General features: G+C 69.4%; 13 protein-coding genes. 3 read left to right on the forward strand and 10 right to left on the reverse strand.

Features of this window, described 5'->3' with window-relative positions; translation table 11 throughout:
* Nucleotides 1-19 precede the first annotated feature (19 nt).
* The 9 genes from ABE434_RS16570 to ABE434_RS16610 form a co-directional block, all read right to left on the reverse strand.
* A complete protein-coding gene (locus ABE434_RS16570) occupies nt 20-1,849 on the reverse strand; it encodes a hypothetical protein (protein ID WP_346479602.1) in 1,830 nt (609 codons plus the stop codon).
* A complete protein-coding gene (locus ABE434_RS16575; RefSeq protein WP_346479603.1) occupies nt 1,846-4,023 on the reverse strand; it encodes a hypothetical protein in 2,178 nt (725 codons plus the stop codon). The genes ABE434_RS16570 and ABE434_RS16575 overlap by 4 nt, the downstream gene beginning before the upstream one ends.
* The gene (locus ABE434_RS16580; RefSeq protein ID WP_346479604.1) at nt 4,020-5,138 is read right to left on the reverse strand and encodes a BatA domain-containing protein; all 1,119 of its coding nucleotides are present in this window, start codon (nt 5,136-5,138) and stop codon (nt 4,020-4,022) included. The genes ABE434_RS16575 and ABE434_RS16580 overlap by 4 nt, the downstream gene beginning before the upstream one ends.
* A complete protein-coding gene (locus ABE434_RS16585; RefSeq protein ID WP_346479605.1) occupies nt 5,135-6,031 on the reverse strand; it encodes a DUF58 domain-containing protein in 897 nt (298 codons plus the stop codon). The genes ABE434_RS16580 and ABE434_RS16585 overlap by 4 nt, the downstream gene beginning before the upstream one ends.
* A 10-nt stretch (nt 6,032-6,041) precedes the next feature.
* A complete protein-coding gene (locus ABE434_RS16590) occupies nt 6,042-7,025 on the reverse strand; it encodes a MoxR family ATPase (protein WP_346479606.1) in 984 nt (327 codons plus the stop codon).
* Between the two features lie 61 nt (nt 7,026-7,086).
* On the reverse strand, nt 7,087-7,788 hold the full coding sequence (locus tag ABE434_RS16595; protein WP_346479607.1) for a DUF4159 domain-containing protein: 702 nt from the start codon (nt 7,786-7,788) through the stop codon (nt 7,087-7,089).
* 67 nt (nt 7,789-7,855) lie between these two features.
* Nucleotides 7,856-9,190 carry a TldD/PmbA family protein gene (locus ABE434_RS16600; RefSeq protein ID WP_346479608.1) on the reverse strand — a complete coding sequence of 445 codons (1,335 nt, stop codon included), beginning with the start codon at nt 9,188-9,190 and terminating at the stop codon, nt 7,856-7,858.
* Between the two features lie 20 nt (nt 9,191-9,210).
* Nucleotides 9,211-10,845 carry a TldD/PmbA family protein gene (locus ABE434_RS16605; protein ID WP_346479609.1) on the reverse strand — a complete coding sequence of 545 codons (1,635 nt, stop codon included), beginning with the start codon at nt 10,843-10,845 and terminating at the stop codon, nt 9,211-9,213.
* 132 nt (nt 10,846-10,977) lie between these two features.
* Nucleotides 10,978-12,606, reverse strand: coding sequence for a TldD/PmbA family protein (locus ABE434_RS16610; protein WP_346479610.1), 1,629 nt, complete (start codon nt 12,604-12,606; stop codon nt 10,978-10,980).
* 144 nt (nt 12,607-12,750) lie between these two features.
* Here ABE434_RS16610 and ABE434_RS16615 point away from each other — a divergent pair, with 144 nt between their 5' ends.
* The 3 genes from ABE434_RS16615 to ABE434_RS16625 all read left to right on the forward strand — a co-directional run bounded on the left by ABE434_RS16615 (nt 12,751) and on the right by ABE434_RS16625 (nt 15,133).
* The gene (locus tag ABE434_RS16615; RefSeq protein ID WP_346479611.1) at nt 12,751-13,374 is read left to right on the forward strand and encodes a DUF938 domain-containing protein; all 624 of its coding nucleotides are present in this window, start codon (nt 12,751-12,753) and stop codon (nt 13,372-13,374) included.
* Nucleotides 13,375-13,466: 92 nt separating this feature from the next.
* Nucleotides 13,467-14,105, forward strand: a complete 639-nt coding sequence (locus ABE434_RS16620) for a tetratricopeptide repeat protein (protein WP_346479612.1) — start codon at nt 13,467-13,469, stop codon at nt 14,103-14,105.
* Nucleotides 14,106-14,215: 110 nt separating this feature from the next.
* The gene (locus tag ABE434_RS16625; protein WP_346479613.1) at nt 14,216-15,133 is read left to right on the forward strand and encodes an AEC family transporter; all 918 of its coding nucleotides are present in this window, start codon (nt 14,216-14,218) and stop codon (nt 15,131-15,133) included.
* Between the two features lie 10 nt (nt 15,134-15,143).
* Here the strand turns inward: ABE434_RS16625 and ABE434_RS16630 are convergent, their stop codons facing one another.
* Nucleotides 15,144-16,628, reverse strand: coding sequence for an AAA family ATPase (locus tag ABE434_RS16630; protein ID WP_346479614.1), 1,485 nt, complete (start codon nt 16,626-16,628; stop codon nt 15,144-15,146).
* Between the last annotated feature and the right edge of the window lie 3 nt (nt 16,629-16,631).

Here is a 16,631-nt window from a genome sequence, read left to right on the forward strand (position 1 = left end):
CGGGCAGGCGGATCTGCTGTCATCGCGTTGGCGCCACCCGCCGCCGCTCCAGCCACCACAGCAGCCCCGCCGCCAGCACGAAGGCCAACAGCCACGGCCAGCGTGCGCCCGGCGTTTCGACCACGCCCGCCGATGCGGCGGCGGTGCCGCGAGCCAGACGCTGTGCGGTCGCCTCCCGCAGCTGCTGCCGATGCAGCGGTCGCGCAGTGGCCGGATCGAACACGTAGAACGTGTGGCGGTTCTCGCCCTGCTGCAGCTGATGCCAGCCGGCCTGCGCTGGCCAATAGCCCGCACAGTGCTCCGCACCGCTGGCCGGATCGATCCGCAATGGAATGAACGCGCCATCCGGTGCACGCACCTGCGCGGTCGCCTGCAGGTGGCACAGGGCCATGCGCTCGCCGGCCCAGGGGGTGATGGCATCGATGCGTGGGACCTCTGCGGCGGGAAGCGCGCGCGCGATGCTGGCCAGCACGCTGCTCCACAGCTCGGCATGGCGATCGTCGCGGCCGGCCAGCACCAGCCGATAACTGTCGGTGACCGGCAGCAGCGCGACGCGTCCGCGCCCGAGGGCGCGATAGCCGCCGACCGACGTGCCCTTGTCATCGTGCAGCAGCGGCGTCGCGCCGGCGGTCTGCACGGCCAACCGCTCCAACACCGGCAGCGCGGCCTGGTGCGAGGCGGTGTCTGCTTCCTCGACGTAGGCGGTGCTGTCCGACGCGGGCCGCTGTGGGCCACGGCGCGCCTGCAGCAGGGCGGCGTCGGCATCCGCGGGCAGTGACAGGGGCGCAGCCTGGTTGCCGCCGGTGACGGACAGTCCCCAGCCGCGCAGCACCTGGCGGGCGCCATCACCAAGGGGACCGCTGGTACGGACCAGGACACCGAGCCCATTGCGGATGGCCTGTTGCAGCGTGCTGCGCTGCGTGGCCGACAGTGCAGCCAGGCTGCGCTCATCCAGCACCACGACATCGGTTTCGGCCAACCTGGCCGCGGTGAGCGGGATCGGCGCATCGCCAAGCGATACCCCTCCGCCCGCATTGGCCTGCGCCTGCACGCGCAGCCCGGCATCCGTGGCCCAGCGGCGCAGGTACTTGAGCTCCGGGCCTGGCGCACCGGCCAGGATCAGCAGGCGCGGCGTGGCCGTGGCGACGGTGTCCACGGGTACGGCCAGGATATCGACCACATGCTGGCCGGCATCCAGCAGGCGCAGGCGGAACACACTCTGCCCGGGGACGCGTGCCACACCGTCCAGGTGCACGCTGCCATCGGCGCCGGGCGTGGCACGGTCGACGACCAGGCCGGCCGGATCCACCAGCTCGGCGCGCGCGTCCGGCACGCCCTGCGCACGCGCGCTGACGGTGAACACCGCACCGGGCGCGGTGACCGGCGGCGGCTGCAGTGACATCCAGCCCTGCGGTGCGCCGGGCGATGCGAGACGCACGCCGCGCGGCAGCGCCACATCGCGATCGCGGGCCGTCAGGCCATCGCCGATCAGCCGAAGGGAGGTTGTACCCGGATGCTGGCGCAGCGCAGTCGCCAGGTCGGGTGCACGCAGGGCATCGGTCGCCGTTGGCGCTTCCGGCAGCGCGACCACGGTCTCGCCGGGCGCGGCCGACCAGCGCGCCTGATCGGACGCCGCGGTCAGCACGGTGAGCTGACCGCCGGCCGCGCGCTGCATCGGCGGCACCAGGGTCAGATAAAGCAGCGCGGTTACCGCGATCTGCAACAGCAGCAGGCCGACGAACACGCCGCGCGACCGCACCGGCCCCCGCCACTGCTGCCAGCACAGGCGTGCGCTGGCCAGCAGCAGCACGGCCAGCAGCGCGATCAGGATCCAGCGCGGTTCGCTCATGGGGTGGCCTCCAGTGCATCCAGGTATCGCTGGCCCATGGCATCGGGTGCGTTGCGACGCGGCACCTGCGGCAGCGGCCGCAGCAGGGCACGCCACAGCTGCGCGCGCAGGGCCTGATGGCAGTCGGCGCAGTCCGGGGTGATGCGCAGTGTCTCGATGGCAGCGGCCAGGCTCAATGGATCCGGCAACCGCGCTTCATTGCGCCGCAGCCACTGGGTCAGCGCGTCCAGATCGGGCGCGCTGCCGGGATCGGCCAGCTGCTGCCAGACCTGCACGATGGCCTGGTCGGGGGCTTCCAGCGCACGCAGCGGCAATGCCCTGCTGGCCAGCTCGGCGCGATCGCCGGTCATGCGCCGGCCTTCATCGATCGGCGGCAGCTCCGGACCGACCCGCGCCAGATAGATGCGCTCGGCCTGCTGCACTTCCTTGATGAAACCCAGCGCCTTGTAGGCGTAGGGCAGGGCGCGCTCGGGCTGGCCCTGGCGGAGTTCGCCTTCCGACGACCACATCTGGTCGAGCGCCGCCTTCAGCGTGGCGCGCGTCTTGGGATCGAGCAGGGTGGCGGCCTCGGCGTGGTCATGGGTATGGCCGTACTCGGAGAGCACATCGGTGGCGCTGCCAAATACGGGCGCGGTGCCGTCGGTTTGTGCGCCATGGTCGTGGTCATCGTGGCCGGCCTGCGCCTGGGCCTGGGCCTGCGCAGGCTCGCCATGGTGATCATGATCCTCGTCATGCGGGGTCGCCGGCGTGTCGCTGGTGGGCAGGCTGTCGCTGGTCGGTGGCGGCTTGGCCCCGCCCTCGCTTTCCTCACCGAGGAACTGGCCATAGCGCAGGCGCAGGATGCGCTGGTCCACGCCGATCGCATCGGCGCGTTTGACGAACTCCTCGGCCGGCAGCTGGCGGCGCTGTTTGATCAGCGCCTCAGCGTCGATGATGATCTGGCGCTGGCTGCGGAAGTACGCCGGCAGGGTCCTCTTGACCATGCCCTCCATGTCGGTGCCCTGGATCTCGGCGGCGCTGGGCAGGCGCAGGATGACGCTGCTGCTCTGTGCGCTCTGCGCGGTGGGCGCGTGGGTGTCGCGCACGGTCAGCTGCGCGATCACATCGTTGCCTTCGGTGGCGCCCAGCGCGCCGAGATCGAGCGTGCGCGCGAAGCGCCGCTGCGTCGCCGGCCCGGTGCCGGTCAGGGTGAAGGTCTGCTCGCGGAAGGTGATGTTCTCACCGCTGCCCTGGGCCAACGTGACCTTCAACTGCGCAGTGCCGACCACACCATGGTCGTCAGTGGCCTCGAACTGCAGCGGCCACTGGCGCTGGCCGGGCGTGCCCAGCACGAGGCTGCGGTCCGGGGCGATCACGCGCACCACCGGGGGGCGATCCGGCACCACATCGAGCCGGTACAGACGGGTGTCGCGCAGGGCGGGCTCGGTCACCACGCGGTACAGCGCCGGGCGGGTCGCGGTCCACCGTGCGGTCCAGAGGTCGCCCTCGCGCTGCAGCGCGATGCGCTGGCCATCGTGGAACTGCAGGGCGGCGGTGTGCGGTTGCGCGGAGAAGCGCAGCGACCACTGCAGGCGGCTGTCCTGCGCGACCTTGCCATCCAGCGCGTTCTGCACGCGCACCGGCTGCCCGGTGTAGGCCGGGGCGGTGATCTCCAGCCGCGTCGAACGCAGCTGCGGCGGTTGCGCCGGTGTGGCCGGCGGTGCGCTCGCGCCGGGGAACAGTGGCGCTGCGCTCTGGCCGCGCGGCCAGCCGAAGGCCAGGGCCATGGCCAGCACTGACAGCACCGCCGACGCCAGTACCCAGCGCCACGGCCAGCGGGGTCGCAGCTCGGGCAGGCGCGACTGCAGTGCCGCCTCGACATGCGCGCGCTGGCGCCGCTGCAACGGGTTCAACGTGTCGGGGGTCGCGAACAGCAGGTCGGCACTGTCCTGTGCGATCGGGTGTTCATCCAGGCGGCGAACCAGCCACTGGCGATCGAGCCGGCGTGCGCGCCAGGTGGCCAGCCCGACGCCGACCAGCAACGTCAGCAGCAGGATCACGGTGAACGCATTGAACCCCGCGACCCGCCATGCAACCGCACTGAGTGCCAGCGCGATCGGTACCGCGAGTACGGCGGTGATCCACCACTGCCGCCGCCGCGCGCGCTGCCAGCCGCGCTGGGTGATGGCGTTCATGCCCCTGCTCCACGGCGCGGCGAGGTGGCCATCAGCCGTTCGAGCGCGAACAGCAGCACGATCAGCGCCAGCAGCCACGGCGCAAGCTCACGTGGTGCGGGGAGCGGTGCGGCAGCGCCACGCAACGGTGCCTGTGTGGCCGCAGGTGCGAGGGTGGGCGCGGCCGGTGCCGCGATGACGGCCAGCAATTGGCGGGGGAAGCCGGGATCGCGCAATGCCGGCAGCTCCGTCGGCGACAGCGCTGCGCTGAAGCGCAGCAGACGACCGCTGCCTTCCTGCCGTTGTTCCAGCACCACCGCGCCCTGTGCATCGCGCAGCGCCGGCGTCCAGCCGGACCCCGCGGCACCGGGCGTGACCAGCACACTCCCGCCCTGCTGCACCCACGCCTGCCAGGCGGTGGGCAACGGTCCAGCGGCAAGCCACGCGCCGAGCTGGCCATCGTCCGGGGCGGTGCCCGCGGCGCGTGCAGGCGACAGCGGTTGGTTCGACCACGCGCGCTGGATCGCTGCCAGCACCCGCTGCTCGGCGTCGGCGATGCCGGCGCCGACCTGCACCTCCGGCAGCGTCGCCGCGCGTGTGATGGCGGGCGCCAGGGGCACCGGCCGCCAGGTCACGGCGCGTGACAGGCGCGGGCGCTCGCCATCCAGCCCGGGCATCGGGTCGGGAATGTAGACGGTCAGCGGCGCACCGGCGGGCAGGGTCTGGTCCAGCTCGCGCAGCAGGCTGGCCAGCGGTGAGGGGGATGCGGGGACAGCATCGGCCAGTGCCGGGAAACCCGGGGCCAGCCAGCGCCAGTCCCCCGTGGCGTCCCGCCCGCGCAGGGCAGTGCCGTCCAGCCCCGGGGCGACCACCGTGACCGGGTGGGTGTCGGCCGCAGCGTCGTGCAACAACGGGCGTGCCAGCAGCAGGGCCAGTGCGGCGAGCAGCAGCAGTCGCACCAGCAGCAGCGGCCACTCATCGAAACGGATCTTCTGGCGCGGCCGGATCCGGGCCCGCAGCCAGCGCAGGGCGGCGAAATCGAGCGGCGCGTACTGATGGCGGCGTGCAAGGTGGATCAGCAGCGGCACCAGCCACGCAGCCAGTGCCAGCAAGCCAAGCGGATACAGCAGGCTCATGCGCCGCCCCCGGCACCGAGCAGCACACGCAGCGGTTGATCCAGCGGCTGGTCGAGATAACCGGTGGCATGCACGATGCCACTGCTCTGCAGGCGTGCCTGCAATGCGCGCTGCGCCGTGTCGAAGCGGGCCAGGTAATCCGCGCGGATGGCGCGGCCGTCGCCCAGCAGTTCTTCGCCGGTCTCCGGATCGCGGAAGCGGTGGCCCTCGGTGAACGGGAAATCGCGCTCTTCGGCGGTCAGCAGCTGCAGGTGCAGCACCTCGCGGCGCGCAGCGGCGAGCCGCTCCAGCAGCACAATGCCGGCCTCGTCGAAACCATCGCCCAGCGCAACGAGCAGGTCGCCGGCCTGTACGCGCTCCCAGATCGGTGCCAGCGCCGTGACCGGCGGCCACCTGCCGTTGGCCTGCACCTGGCGCAGCAGCAGGTGCACGCGGTCGCGCTGGCGCGGGCCATGGCCGGCCGGCACCAGGTGCACGCCCTCGCCGGTCAGGACGATCACGCCGAAGCGATCGCTCTGCTGCAGGGCCAGTTCGACCAGACAGGCGGCGGTGGCGCAGGCGTGGTCCAGCCGCGACCAGTCCGGTCGGGCGCGATCGCTCTGGCCCGCCGAGGCGGTGGCATCGAGCAGCACCCAGAGCGTGATCGGGCTTTCGCGCTCGGATTCGCGGACGAAGAAGCGGTCCGAGCGCGCGTACAGCTTCCAGTCTATCTGCCGCAGCTCATCTCCGGGCTCATAGGCGCGGTACTGCGCGAACTCCAGCCCGGCGCCACGACTGCGGCTGGCGTGCTGGCCGATCCCGTGCGCGCCGCGCGCACGGCGCGGCAGCAGCCGCAGTGCCTTCAGGCGGCTGCGGACATCGGCGGGGATCGCGATCGGTGCGTTGCGGCTCACGGCGTGTGGATCAACCCGGGAACGGCACGGCCTGCAGCAGCGCGGCGACCACGTCGTCGGCGCTCTTCTGCTCGGCCTCGGCGGCGAAGGACAACAGCAGGCGATGGCGCATCACCGGGGCCGCCAGCGCCTGCACATCCTCGCGGGTTGCGGCGAAACGGCCCTGCAGCAGTGCACGTGCCTTGGCCGCCAGGACCAGCGACTGTCCGGCACGCGGGCCGGCACCCCACTTGATCCATTGGTTCACCGCCGCCGGCGCATCGCTGCCGGGTCGGCTGGCACGCACCAGGCGGGTGATCCAGGTCAGCACGTCCTCGCTGATGTGCACCTGGCGCACGGCCGCCTGCAGGGCCAGCACGTCTTCGGCGTGCATCACCTTGGGCACGCTGCCCGTGGCACTGCCGGTGGTCTGCAGCAGGATGTCGCGCTCTTCCTGCTCGGTGGGGTAGTCCACCCGCACGTGCAGCAGGAAACGGTCCAGCTGCGCTTCGGGCAGCGGGTAGGTGCCGGCCTGTTCGATCGGGTTCTGCGTGGCGAGCACGAAGAACGGCGCCGGCAGCGCATAGGTGGTGCCGGCGTAGCTGACGGTACGCTCCTGCATCGCTTCCAGCAGCGCGGCCTGGGTCTTGGGGGGGGTACGGTTGAGCTCGTCGGCCAGCAGCAGGTGGGTGAAGATCGGGCCCTTCTGGAAGCGGAAATGACGGTGGCCGGTGCCGTGGTCTTCTTCCAGCAGCTCGGTCCCGAGGATGTCGCTGGGCATCAGGTCCGGGGTGAACTGCACCCGGCGGAACTGCAGCTCCAGCGCCTGGCCGAGCGAGCGCACCAGCAGGGTCTTGCCCAGGCCCGGTGCGCCTTCCAGCAGGCAGTGGCCACCGGCCAGCAGGCCGATCAGCAGCTGCTCGACCACGGTGTGCTGGCCGACCACGGCCTGGCCCAGCGCGCTGCGCAGGTGATCCAGTCGGGGCAGGAGGACATCAAGGCTGTCGGTCGTCATAAGGCACTCGCAGAGATCGGTGTAGAGCCACGCCATGCGTGGCTGGAATGCAGGAAGGAACCTAACTGTTCAACGCATACATGATGATGTTGACCGCGAAGCGGGTGTTGTCTTCGGCCAGGAAACGCTTGTTGCGCCAGTCGTAGTCCCACTCGCAGCCGTAGTCCTTGTTGCTGTAGAGCACGCCGAGCCGGCCATCGATCTCGATGCCCTTGAGGTAATCGTGGACCAGGTCGTCGCCCCAGCCATTGAGCTCGAACCCCGTGGCGGGCGGGCCCTCGGGAAAGCGGAAGAAGCTGCGGTACAGCGCGTGGTTGTTCGGCAGCCTGTTCAGCGCCTTCGGCCCGAACAGCTTGGCCATCTGTGCTTCGAAGGACTTGGCGAACAGGCCGTCGATGTCGTGGTTGCAGTCATCGACGAACACGAAGCCGCCGTTGCGCACGTAACGCACGAAGTTCTGCCGCTCGGCGGCATTGAACTCGACCAGCTTGTGCCCGGCCAGATAGCAGAACGGCGCCTCCAGCATGCGCGGATCGGACAGGGCGATCACGTGCTCGGTCGGGTCCACGCGCAGGGAGGTGTAATCGATCAGCGAGGTGATCACGTTGGACGGCATGCGTGCATCCACGTCCCAGTCGCCGGAGTCGTACTTGAGGCGGGTGAACCAGAAGTCATAGCGCCCGGCCTGGGCGCGCGCCGGCGCGGGCAATGCCGCGAAGGCGGCACTGCCCAGCATCAGGCGCAGGAACTGTGCGCGGTTCATCGCCACGCACGTTCCCGGGGGCAACCGGCCAGACGGGGAGACGGCCAGCGGCCGTCACGACCGTGCATCAGACCGCGTCGGACAACGAGGTGAAGGTGAAATCGCGCAGTTTCATCGGCGGGATCATCATCACCAGGCTGGATTCGTCACCGGCCACACGCACCGGCTTGCCCAGTTCTTCGATGTTGTTGAGCATGATCACCGGCGATTCGTTGAAGCGGAAGTTCTTCACCGGGTGCTTGATCTGGCCGTTCTCGATGTAGAAGGTGCCATCGCGGGTCAGGCCGGTCAGCAGCACGGTCTGCGGATCGACCATGCGGATGTACCAGGTGCGGGTGACCAGGATGCCCTTCTGGGTACCACGCACCAGCTCGGCGGTGCTCTTGTCGCCACCGGCCATCAGCAGGTTGCCCGGCCGCGCGTTGGCGGTCTTGCCCTGCTTCTGCGCCCAGAAGCGCGAGTAGTTGAGGTTGGCGATCTTGCCGTTCTTGATGATGTCCAGCTTCTCGCGCGGCTGGCCTTCATTATCCCACGGCAGCACGGCGGCCTCGGGGTGCCACGGGTCGGCCACCATGTTCACGCGCGGGTCGTAGACCTGTTCGCCGAGCTTGTTGCCGCCGCCCTTCTTGGACAGGAAGCTGCGGCCTTCATCGGCCGAGCGCGCATCGAAGAAGTTCATCATGAAGCTGATCAGGCCCGCCGCGGCAGCCGGCTCCAGGATCACCGTGTACTTGCCCGGCTCCAGCGCCTTGGCTTCGGCCGATTCGGTGGCCTTGCGCATGGCGATGCGGATGTCCTGGTCGGCCTTGAAATCAGCGGCCTCCTTGAGGTTGCGGCCGACCCAGCCCGAACCGCGGCCGTCTTCGGTGCGCACCGTGCAGGTGTAATCGAAGTTCGTGCCGCGCTGGTAACCGAAGTTGCCGTTGCTGTTGGCGGTGGCCTGGAAGCTCTGGCCGTCTTCGAGGAAGCCGGCTGCGATCAGGCCGTTGCCACGGCACGGCGCGATCGAGTCGGCGGCGACCTTGGCGCGGAACGCCGGGTCGATCGCCGCGGTGGACTCGCTGAAGGTCGGGCTGGACCGGTAGGTCTGCTTGCCGATCGCCGGCAGGAATTCCGGGTTCTCCGGGGCCAGACGGGCCAGATCCTCGGCACGGCGCACCACGCGTTCCAGCGCGGCGTCGTCGAACTCGTTGATCGAGGCGGTGCCGACCCGCTTGCCGAAGGCGACCGTGACGGCCAGTTCGGTGTTGTCGACGATGCCGCTGGTGGAGACGTTGTTCAGTGCGAAACGGATGTTGCCGTCGATCGAGCCCGCCAGCACGGCGGTGCACTCATCGGCCTTGGAGAGCGCGATGACCTTGTCGAGGATGGCCTTGGCCTGGGCTTCGGTGAAAATACTCATGGATTGGGGCTCCTGACCGGTCAGCCGAGGCTGCGCGCGGTATTGATGACGTTGATGCCGTTGAAGCGCGCGGTGGACGAACCGTGCGAGACCGCCGAGACCTGGCCGGGCTGGCCCTTGCCGTCGAAGAACGAACCGCCCAGGCGGTAGTCGCTTTCATCGGCCACGGCGGTGCAGGCGTTCCAGAACTCCGGGGTGCGGATCTGGTAGGCCACGTCCTCGAGCATGCGGGTGATCTGGCCGTTCTTGATCTCATAGAACAGCTGGCCACCGAACTGCGCGTTGTAGCGCTGCTGATCGATGGAGAACGAGCCGTCGCCGATGATGTAGATGCCGTTCTCGACGTCCTTGACCATGTCGGCCACGCTCAGCTTGGTCTTGCCCGGCGCCAGGGACACGTTGGCCATGCGCTGGAACTGCACGCTGGACCACGAATCGGCGTAGCAGCAGCCGTCGGACTCGGTCTTGCCCAGGATGTGGGCCTGGTCGCGGATGGTCTGGTAATCGACCAGCTTGCCTTCGCTGATCAGGTCCCAGCGCTTGGTCTTGACGCCTTCATCGTCGTAACCGACCGCGCCGAGGCTGCCCGGCTGGGTCTTGTCGGCGAAGATGTTGACCTTGTCGCTGCCGTACTGGAAATGCTGCTCGCGCTTGTCCAGCGTGGCGAAGCTGGTGCCGGCGTAGTTGGCTTCGTAGCCGAGCACGCGGTCCAGTTCCAGCGGGTGGCCGACCGACTCGTGGATGGTCAGCCAGGTATGCGACGGATCCAGGATCAGGTCGTACTTGCCCGGCTTCACCGACGGTGCCTTGAGCTTTTCCTGCGCCTGCTTGGCCGCGGCGATCGCATCGGCCTTCATGTCGTAGGAGTTGCGGTAGTTGACCACGCCGTTGGGCGAGACCGCCTTGCCGGTGCCGACGCCATCGAGGTACTCGTAGCCCAGGCCCATCGGCGAGGACAGCCCCGAACGGGTGCGGAACTTGCCGGTGCTCTTGTCGATGGCGGTGACCGTCATCGGCGCCCAGATGCGGTGCACGTCCTGGTCGATGTAGGAGCCATCGGTGGAGGCGAAGTACTTCTGCTCGTTGACCAGGAACAGCATCGAGTTGACGAAGCTGGCGCCGGCGCCCATCGCGCCTGCATTGACGTCCAGCAGCAGCTCGACCTTCTCCTTGATCGGTACGTCCATCGCATTCTTGCGGATCGGCGTGCGCCAGGACACGTCGCCCACGCCGGGCGCGGCTGCCAGCTGCACCGGGGCGGTCTGCACGCCGGCGTTGGCCTTGGCGATCGCGGCGGCCTGCTGCGCGGCACGTGCCACATCGGTGGTGCCGAGCTGGTTGGTGGCGGCAAAGCCCCAGGCGCCGTTGACGATCACGCGGATGCCCACGCCGGTCGATTCGGTGTTCACCACGTTCTGGACCTTGTCCTCGCGGGTGATCACGTACTGGCGCAGGTAACGGCCGATGCGCACGTCGCAGTAGGTTGCGCCGGCCTGGCGGGCGGCGGCCAGCGCGGCGTCGGCCAGGCGCTTCTTCAGGGCCGGATCGAGCGCGCTCTGCAGCTGTTCGGCGGCAATGACCTTGCCGAAGAACGACGGCACGATCAGTCCGCCGGCGGTAAGCCCGGTCAGGGCGAGGAAGTCACGTCTTTGCAAGGCAGCTCTCCACGTCGGTGTGGGGGTGGCAGGGAAACAGCGACATCAGGGCGACCGCCGCGGCGGCACAGCCGATTCTTGCGGCCATGCGGGCGCCGCGGTAGTGACATTCGGCACGGAGCGGGGACGGGCTCATCCCAGGCTGCGTGCGGTGTTGATGATGTTGATGCCATCGAAGCGCGTGGTCGACGAGCCGTGCGAAACCGCCGAGACCTGGCCCGGCTGGCCCTTGCCATCGAAGAACGAACCGCCGAAGCGGAAATCGCGCTCGTCGCAGATCGCGCTGCAGGCATTCCAGAATTCCGGCGTGCGGATCTGGTAGGCGGCGTCCTCGATCATGCCGGTGATCTCACCGTTCTTGATCTGGTAGTACAGCTGGCCGCCGAACTGCGCGTTGAAGCGCTGCTGGTCGATCGAGTACGAGCCACGGCCGTGGATGTAGATGCCGTTCTCCACGTTCCTGATCATGTCGGCCACGCTGAGCGGCGTCCTGCCCGGCGCCAGCGAGACGTTGGCCATGCGCTGGAACTGCACGCTGGACCACGAATCGGCATAGCTGCAGCCGTGCGATTCCTTCTCGCCCAGGATATGCACCTCGTCGCGGGTGGCCTGGTAGTTGACCAGGATGCCGTCCTTGACCAGGTCCCAGCGCTTGGTTTTCACGCCTTCATCGTCGTAGCCCACCGCCCCCAGGCTGCCCGGCGCGGTCTTGTCGGCGAAGAAGTTGACGATGTCGCTGCCCCAGCGGAAGCCCGCATCGCGCTTGTCCAGCGTGGCGAAGCTGGTGCCGGCGTAGTTGGCCTCGTAGCCGAGCACGCGGTCCAGCTCCAGCGGGTGGCCGACGTTCTCGTGGATGGTCAGGAACAGGTTGGACGGGTCCAGCACCAGGTCGTACTTGCCCGGTTTGACCGATGGTGCCTTGAGTTTTTCGCGGGCCTGGCGGGCCGCGGCGATGGCATCTTCGACCGGGTCGTAGGAATCGCGGTAGGCGATCACGCCGCCCGGCAGCGCGATCTTGCCGCGCGCGTCGCCATCCAGGAACTCGTAGCCCATGCCCATCGGCGAGGACAGCCCGGCGCGGGTGCGGAACTTGCCGCTGGCCTTGTCGATCGCGGTGGCGGTGAACGGCAGCCAGATCCGGTGCACGTCCTGGTCGATGAAGGAGCCATCGCTGGAGGCGAAGAACTTCTGCTCGTTGACCAGGAACAGCGTGGAGTTGATGAAGTCGGCACCGGCATTGAGCGCGGCCGCGTTCAGCGACAGCAGCATGTCGACCTTGTCCTTGATCGGCACCGCCATCGCGTTCGTGCGGATCGGCGTCTTCCAGCTCACATCACCGACCCCGGTGACCGGGGCCAGCTGCACCGGGCGGGTCTGGATGCCGGCGTTGGCACGGGCGATCGCTGCGGCCTGCTCCACCGTGGCCAGCACTGCGGCCGGCGTCTGCTGGTGCGTGGCCGCGAAGCCCCAGGCACCGTTGACGATCACCCGGATGCCGATGCCCGAGGATTCGCTGTTGGTGACGTTCTGGACGTTGCTCTCGCGGGTGATGATCGCCTGGTTGAGGTAACGCCCGATGCGCACGTCGCAGTAACTGGCGCCGGCCCGCTTGGCGGCGGCGAGCGCGGCCTCGGCCAGTGCCTTGCGCCGGCCGACATCGCCCGGTTCGAGCAGCTGCTCGGCGGCGATCAGCCGGCCGTGCGGCAGTACCAGGCCAGCCAGGCCCATTCCAGACAGCGCTAGGAACTCACGACGTTGCACAGCTCACATCCCCCAAGGACGGCCGACGGCACGGAGGCGGCCGGCGTTGGACAAGTCTTCGACTTTCGGTGCCAGCGCACAGTGGCACAAGTGACTGCGGTCATGGTTGGATGGAGATCGATTCCCTGCCGGTGTGACATTCCGATGAGCCAGATACGCTGGTCCGAGGCCTGCGAGCGCAACCGCGCGCCGATCCTGGCGGTGCTGCAGCGCCACTTCGCCGACCGCCGCCGGGTGCTGGAGATCGGCAGCGGCACCGGACAGCATGCCGAACACTTCGCCGGCGCGCTGCCGCACCTGCAGTGGCAGGCCAGCGACCATCCGGATCATCTGCCCGGGATCGCCGCGCGGCTGCAGGCCGCCGGCCTGTCCAACACGCCCGCCCCGTGGCCGCTGCAGGCGGTGCTGTCGCCCGCGCCCGGGCTCGGCCCGCTGCCGGCCGTCGCGCTGGCGTTCGATGCGGTGTTCAGCGCGAACACCCTGCACATCATGAGCTGGGCGCACGTCCAGGCGCTGTTCGCCGGACTGCCCGCAGTCATGGCCGACGACGCCGTGCTGGCGATCTACGGGCCCTTCAATCACCACGGCGCCTTCAGCAGCGACAGCAACCGCCAGTTCGATGCGTGGCTGAAGGCGCGGGATCCGGCCTCGGGCATCCGCGACGCCGAGGCGGTGGATGCGCTGGCGGCCGGGGTGGGCATGGTGTTGGTCGAGGACGTGGCGATGCCGGCCAACAACCGCCTGCGGGTCTGGCGCCGCGGCCGGTAGCGCCGACCGCCGGTCGGCGGCGCTTGGTGCCGGGCCCGCGCTGCGGTTAGGATCAGGAGGGGAGGTTGTTGTGACAACCTGGGGGAGTTTGCATGGCAGTTGCAAGACAGATGCTGGCCGGCGTGATGCTGGCCATGGGGGCTTGTGTGTTCAACGTGTCGGCGCAATCGCTGCCGGCGGTGCAGGAGTTCTACTTCGACAACGATGCGGCCGCCACGCCGATGGTGGCGGTGACGGGCAGCAGTGCCGACCTGGTCGACCAGTTGATGAAGCAGCGCGAACGCGGCCGCAAGACGCTGGAGGCGACCGTGCAGCTGGCCGGCGTGGCGATCGCGCAGGGGCGGCCGGAACTGGGGCGCAGCCTGTACGAACAGGCCACCTCGACGACCGCCGTCAGCTCGATGCAGGCGCGTTCGGTGCGCTGGAACTACGGCTGGGACCTGTTCCGCATGGGCGATACCGAGGCCGCGCTGGCGCAGTGGACGACGGCCCAGAACGGGCTGCGCGGCAACCCGTCGTGGGTGCCGCCCACGTACGCGCTCGCGCTGTGGACACTGGGCCGCAGGAGCGATGCGGTGCAGTGGTATGCCGCCGCGGTGCGCACCGAGCCGCAGCAGTGGAGCGGGACGGACCGCTACGCCGCCCTGCTGCCGGGCTGGCGCGACAGCGAACGCAGCACGCTGGCCGAAATCCAGCAGGCGTGGGCCGAGAAACCGCCGGCCTGGCCGTGATCGGGCGTCCCTGCCCGCGCGGGCGGTCAGGGACTGTCGGTCGCGCGGGGCGCCGGCACGTCGACCAAGGTCGGGGCGTAGACCGCAGGCGCGTGAGCTAGGCTGTCGCGATGGCTTTCGATGCATTCGCGCTCATCCTGACCATGCTCGGCCTGGGCATGGCGTTCTCGCGCCTGCGCGCGCTGCCCGACAACACCGCCGATGTGCTCAACCGCATCGTGCTGTACGTGTGCCTGCCGGCGGCGGTGCTGATCTATGTCCCGCGGCTGCACCTGGATGCCAGCCTGATCGGACTGGTGGCGACGCCGTGGCTGCTCATGCTCGCCACCCTGGTCCTGATCAGCCTGGCCACGCGCGCGTTCGGCTTCGCCCGCGACGTGCACGCGGTGCTGCTGATCTGCGTGGCGCTGGCCAATTCCAGTTTCATCGGCTACCCGATGGTGCGCGCGCTGCTCGGCGACCCCGCCCTGCCGTATGCGGTGGTCTACGACCAGTTCGGCACCTTCGTACTGCTGTCGACCTTCGGCCTGTACGTGATCGCACGCTACAGCGGCGATACCCCGCCCACCGCCGCGCAGATCCTGCTGCGGATCGCGAAGTTCCCCCCGCTGTGGGCGCTGCTGTTCGCGTTGACCCTGATGCCCGAGCAGCCACCGGCCTGGATCGGCACCGGGCTGAAGCAGCTGGCCGATGCGATGCTGCCGCTGGTGATGCTGGCGGTGGGCTTCTCGATCCAGCTGCGGCTGCCCCTGGATGAACTCAAGCCGCTGGGCATCGGCCTGCTGCTCAAGCTGCTGGTGATGCCGGCGCTGGCGCTGCCGATCTCCTGGGCCTTCGGGCTGCAGGGCACGATGCTGCAGGCCAATGTGCTCGAATCGGCGATGCCGACCATGATCACCGCCGCCGCGCTGGCGATGTCCCACCGCCTCGCCCCGCGCCTGGCCGCCGCGCTGGTCGGCTACGGCATCCTCCTGTCGCTGGTGACGCTGCCGGCGTGGGTGTGGGTGCTGCACCAGCTGGCGGGATGAGGCGCGGGCGTCACTCGTCCGCGCTGACCGTGCGCCCCCGGGCCCAGTCGCGCAGTGCGGTGACCTGTTCGGCCATCAACACCGACAACGGCCGGCTGCCGCGGATTTCCTGCATCAGCAGCCCGGTATCCAGCGCCCGGGATTCGGCATGCGCGGCGTACAGCCCGGAGACCACGGCCTGTTCGATCTCCGCGCCGGAGAAGCCCTCCGCCGCGGCCGCCAGCGCCGGCAGGGCGAAGTCGTCGGCGTTGAGCTGGCGCTTGCCCAGGTGCAGCCGCAGCAGCTCGACCCGGGTGTTGGGATCGGGCAGGTCGACGAAGAAGATCTCATCGAAGCGGCCCTTGCGCAGCAGCTCGGCCGGCAGCTCGTGCACCTGGTTGGCGGTGGCGACGATGAACACCGTGCTCTTGCGCTCGGCCAGCCAGGTCAGCAGGTGGCCCAGCACGCGGCGGGAGACGCCGCCATCCTCGCCGCCACTGGCCAGGCCCTTCTCGATCTCGTCGATCCACAGCACGCAGGGCGCCAGCTGCTCGGCCGAGGCCAGCGCCTCGCGCAGGTTCTTCTCGGTCTCGCCGTGGAACTTGTCGTACAGGCTGCCGAAGTCCAGCCGCAGCAGCGGCACGCCGAAACCGGCAGCGGTCGCCTTGGCCAGCATCGACTTGCCACAGCCCTGCACGCCGAGCAGCAGCATGCCCTTGGGCGGATCCAGGCCGGCCGGGCCGGCACCGCCGAGGAACACCGGGCGGCGCTGGTTGACCCAGCGCTTGAGCCGGTTGGCGCCGGCCACGTCGGCAAAGCGGGTGGTGTCGTATTCGTAGTGCAGGTGCCCGGCGCGGTTGAGCAGCTCGAACTTGAGCCGGGCCAGCTGCGGCAGGTCGTCCTGGCTGAGCGCGCCGTCGGCGAAGATCAGCTGCCGGGCGATCCGCCGGGCATCGACCAGGCTCAGCCCGCGCAGGTTGTGCAGGATTTTCTGGACCGCCTCGTTGTCCACCTCCACGCGCCGTCCGCCGTTCTCGCGGGCATAGGCTTCGGCTTCCTCGCGCAGCATCTTCAGCAGCGCGTTGAGGTCGGGCAGGCGCGGGTTGAAGCGGGTGGCGAGCGCTTCCAGCTCGGCCGGGAGCTCGACCTTGGCCCCGATCAGCACCAGCACGTGCGCCTCGCAGTGCCGCCGCTGGATCAGGTCGCGCAGCGCGCGCTGATGGCTGGCATACCCCAGGTAGGGATGGAAATCGAGCAGCAGGTAGATGCCGCGCTGCTCGGCCTGCCGGATCATCTGCAGCGCCGCGCTGGCATCCGGCGGGCCGACCGGGTCGTCCTCGCGGTCCATGTCGATCCGGCGCAGGCCTTCGGTGATCGACCAGCGGTGCAGGGCACGCCAGACATGCATGAGGGTCTGCCGGAACAGCTCCACCACCCGGCCCTCATCCTGGGTCTCGATGATGATCAGCGGGGTGTTGGCGCGGATCAGCGCGCTGAGGTCCTGTAGTTCGCTCATGCT

The sequence above is a fragment of the Stenotrophomonas sp. TWI1183 genome (genome assembly GCF_039673115.1).
GTDB lineage: Bacteria > Pseudomonadota > Gammaproteobacteria > Xanthomonadales > Xanthomonadaceae > Stenotrophomonas > Stenotrophomonas maltophilia_AA.

Excerpts from the sequence above, each read along its gene's own strand:
- ABE434_RS16570 (WP_346479602.1), bottom strand. The coding sequence starts at position 1,849 with ATGAGCGAACCGCGCTGGATCCTGATCGCGCTGCTGGCCGTGCTGCTG.
- ABE434_RS16575 (WP_346479603.1), bottom strand. The coding sequence starts at position 4,023 with ATGAACGCCATCACCCAGCGCGGCTGGCAGCGCGCGCGGCGGCGGCAG.
- ABE434_RS16580 (WP_346479604.1), bottom strand. The coding sequence starts at position 5,138 with ATGAGCCTGCTGTATCCGCTTGGCTTGCTGGCACTGGCTGCGTGGCTG.
- ABE434_RS16590 (WP_346479606.1), bottom strand. The coding sequence starts at position 7,025 with ATGACGACCGACAGCCTTGATGTCCTCCTGCCCCGACTGGATCACCTG.
- ABE434_RS16595 (WP_346479607.1), bottom strand. The coding sequence starts at position 7,788 with ATGAACCGCGCACAGTTCCTGCGCCTGATGCTGGGCAGTGCCGCCTTC.
- ABE434_RS16600 (WP_346479608.1), bottom strand. The coding sequence starts at position 9,190 with ATGAGTATTTTCACCGAAGCCCAGGCCAAGGCCATCCTCGACAAGGTC.
- ABE434_RS16615 (WP_346479611.1), top strand. The coding sequence starts at position 12,751 with ATGAGCCAGATACGCTGGTCCGAGGCCTGCGAGCGCAACCGCGCGCCG.
- ABE434_RS16620 (WP_346479612.1), top strand. The coding sequence starts at position 13,467 with ATGGCAGTTGCAAGACAGATGCTGGCCGGCGTGATGCTGGCCATGGGG.
- ABE434_RS16625 (WP_346479613.1), top strand. The coding sequence starts at position 14,216 with ATGGCTTTCGATGCATTCGCGCTCATCCTGACCATGCTCGGCCTGGGC.
- ABE434_RS16630 (WP_346479614.1), bottom strand. The coding sequence starts at position 16,628 with ATGAGCGAACTACAGGACCTCAGCGCGCTGATCCGCGCCAACACCCCG.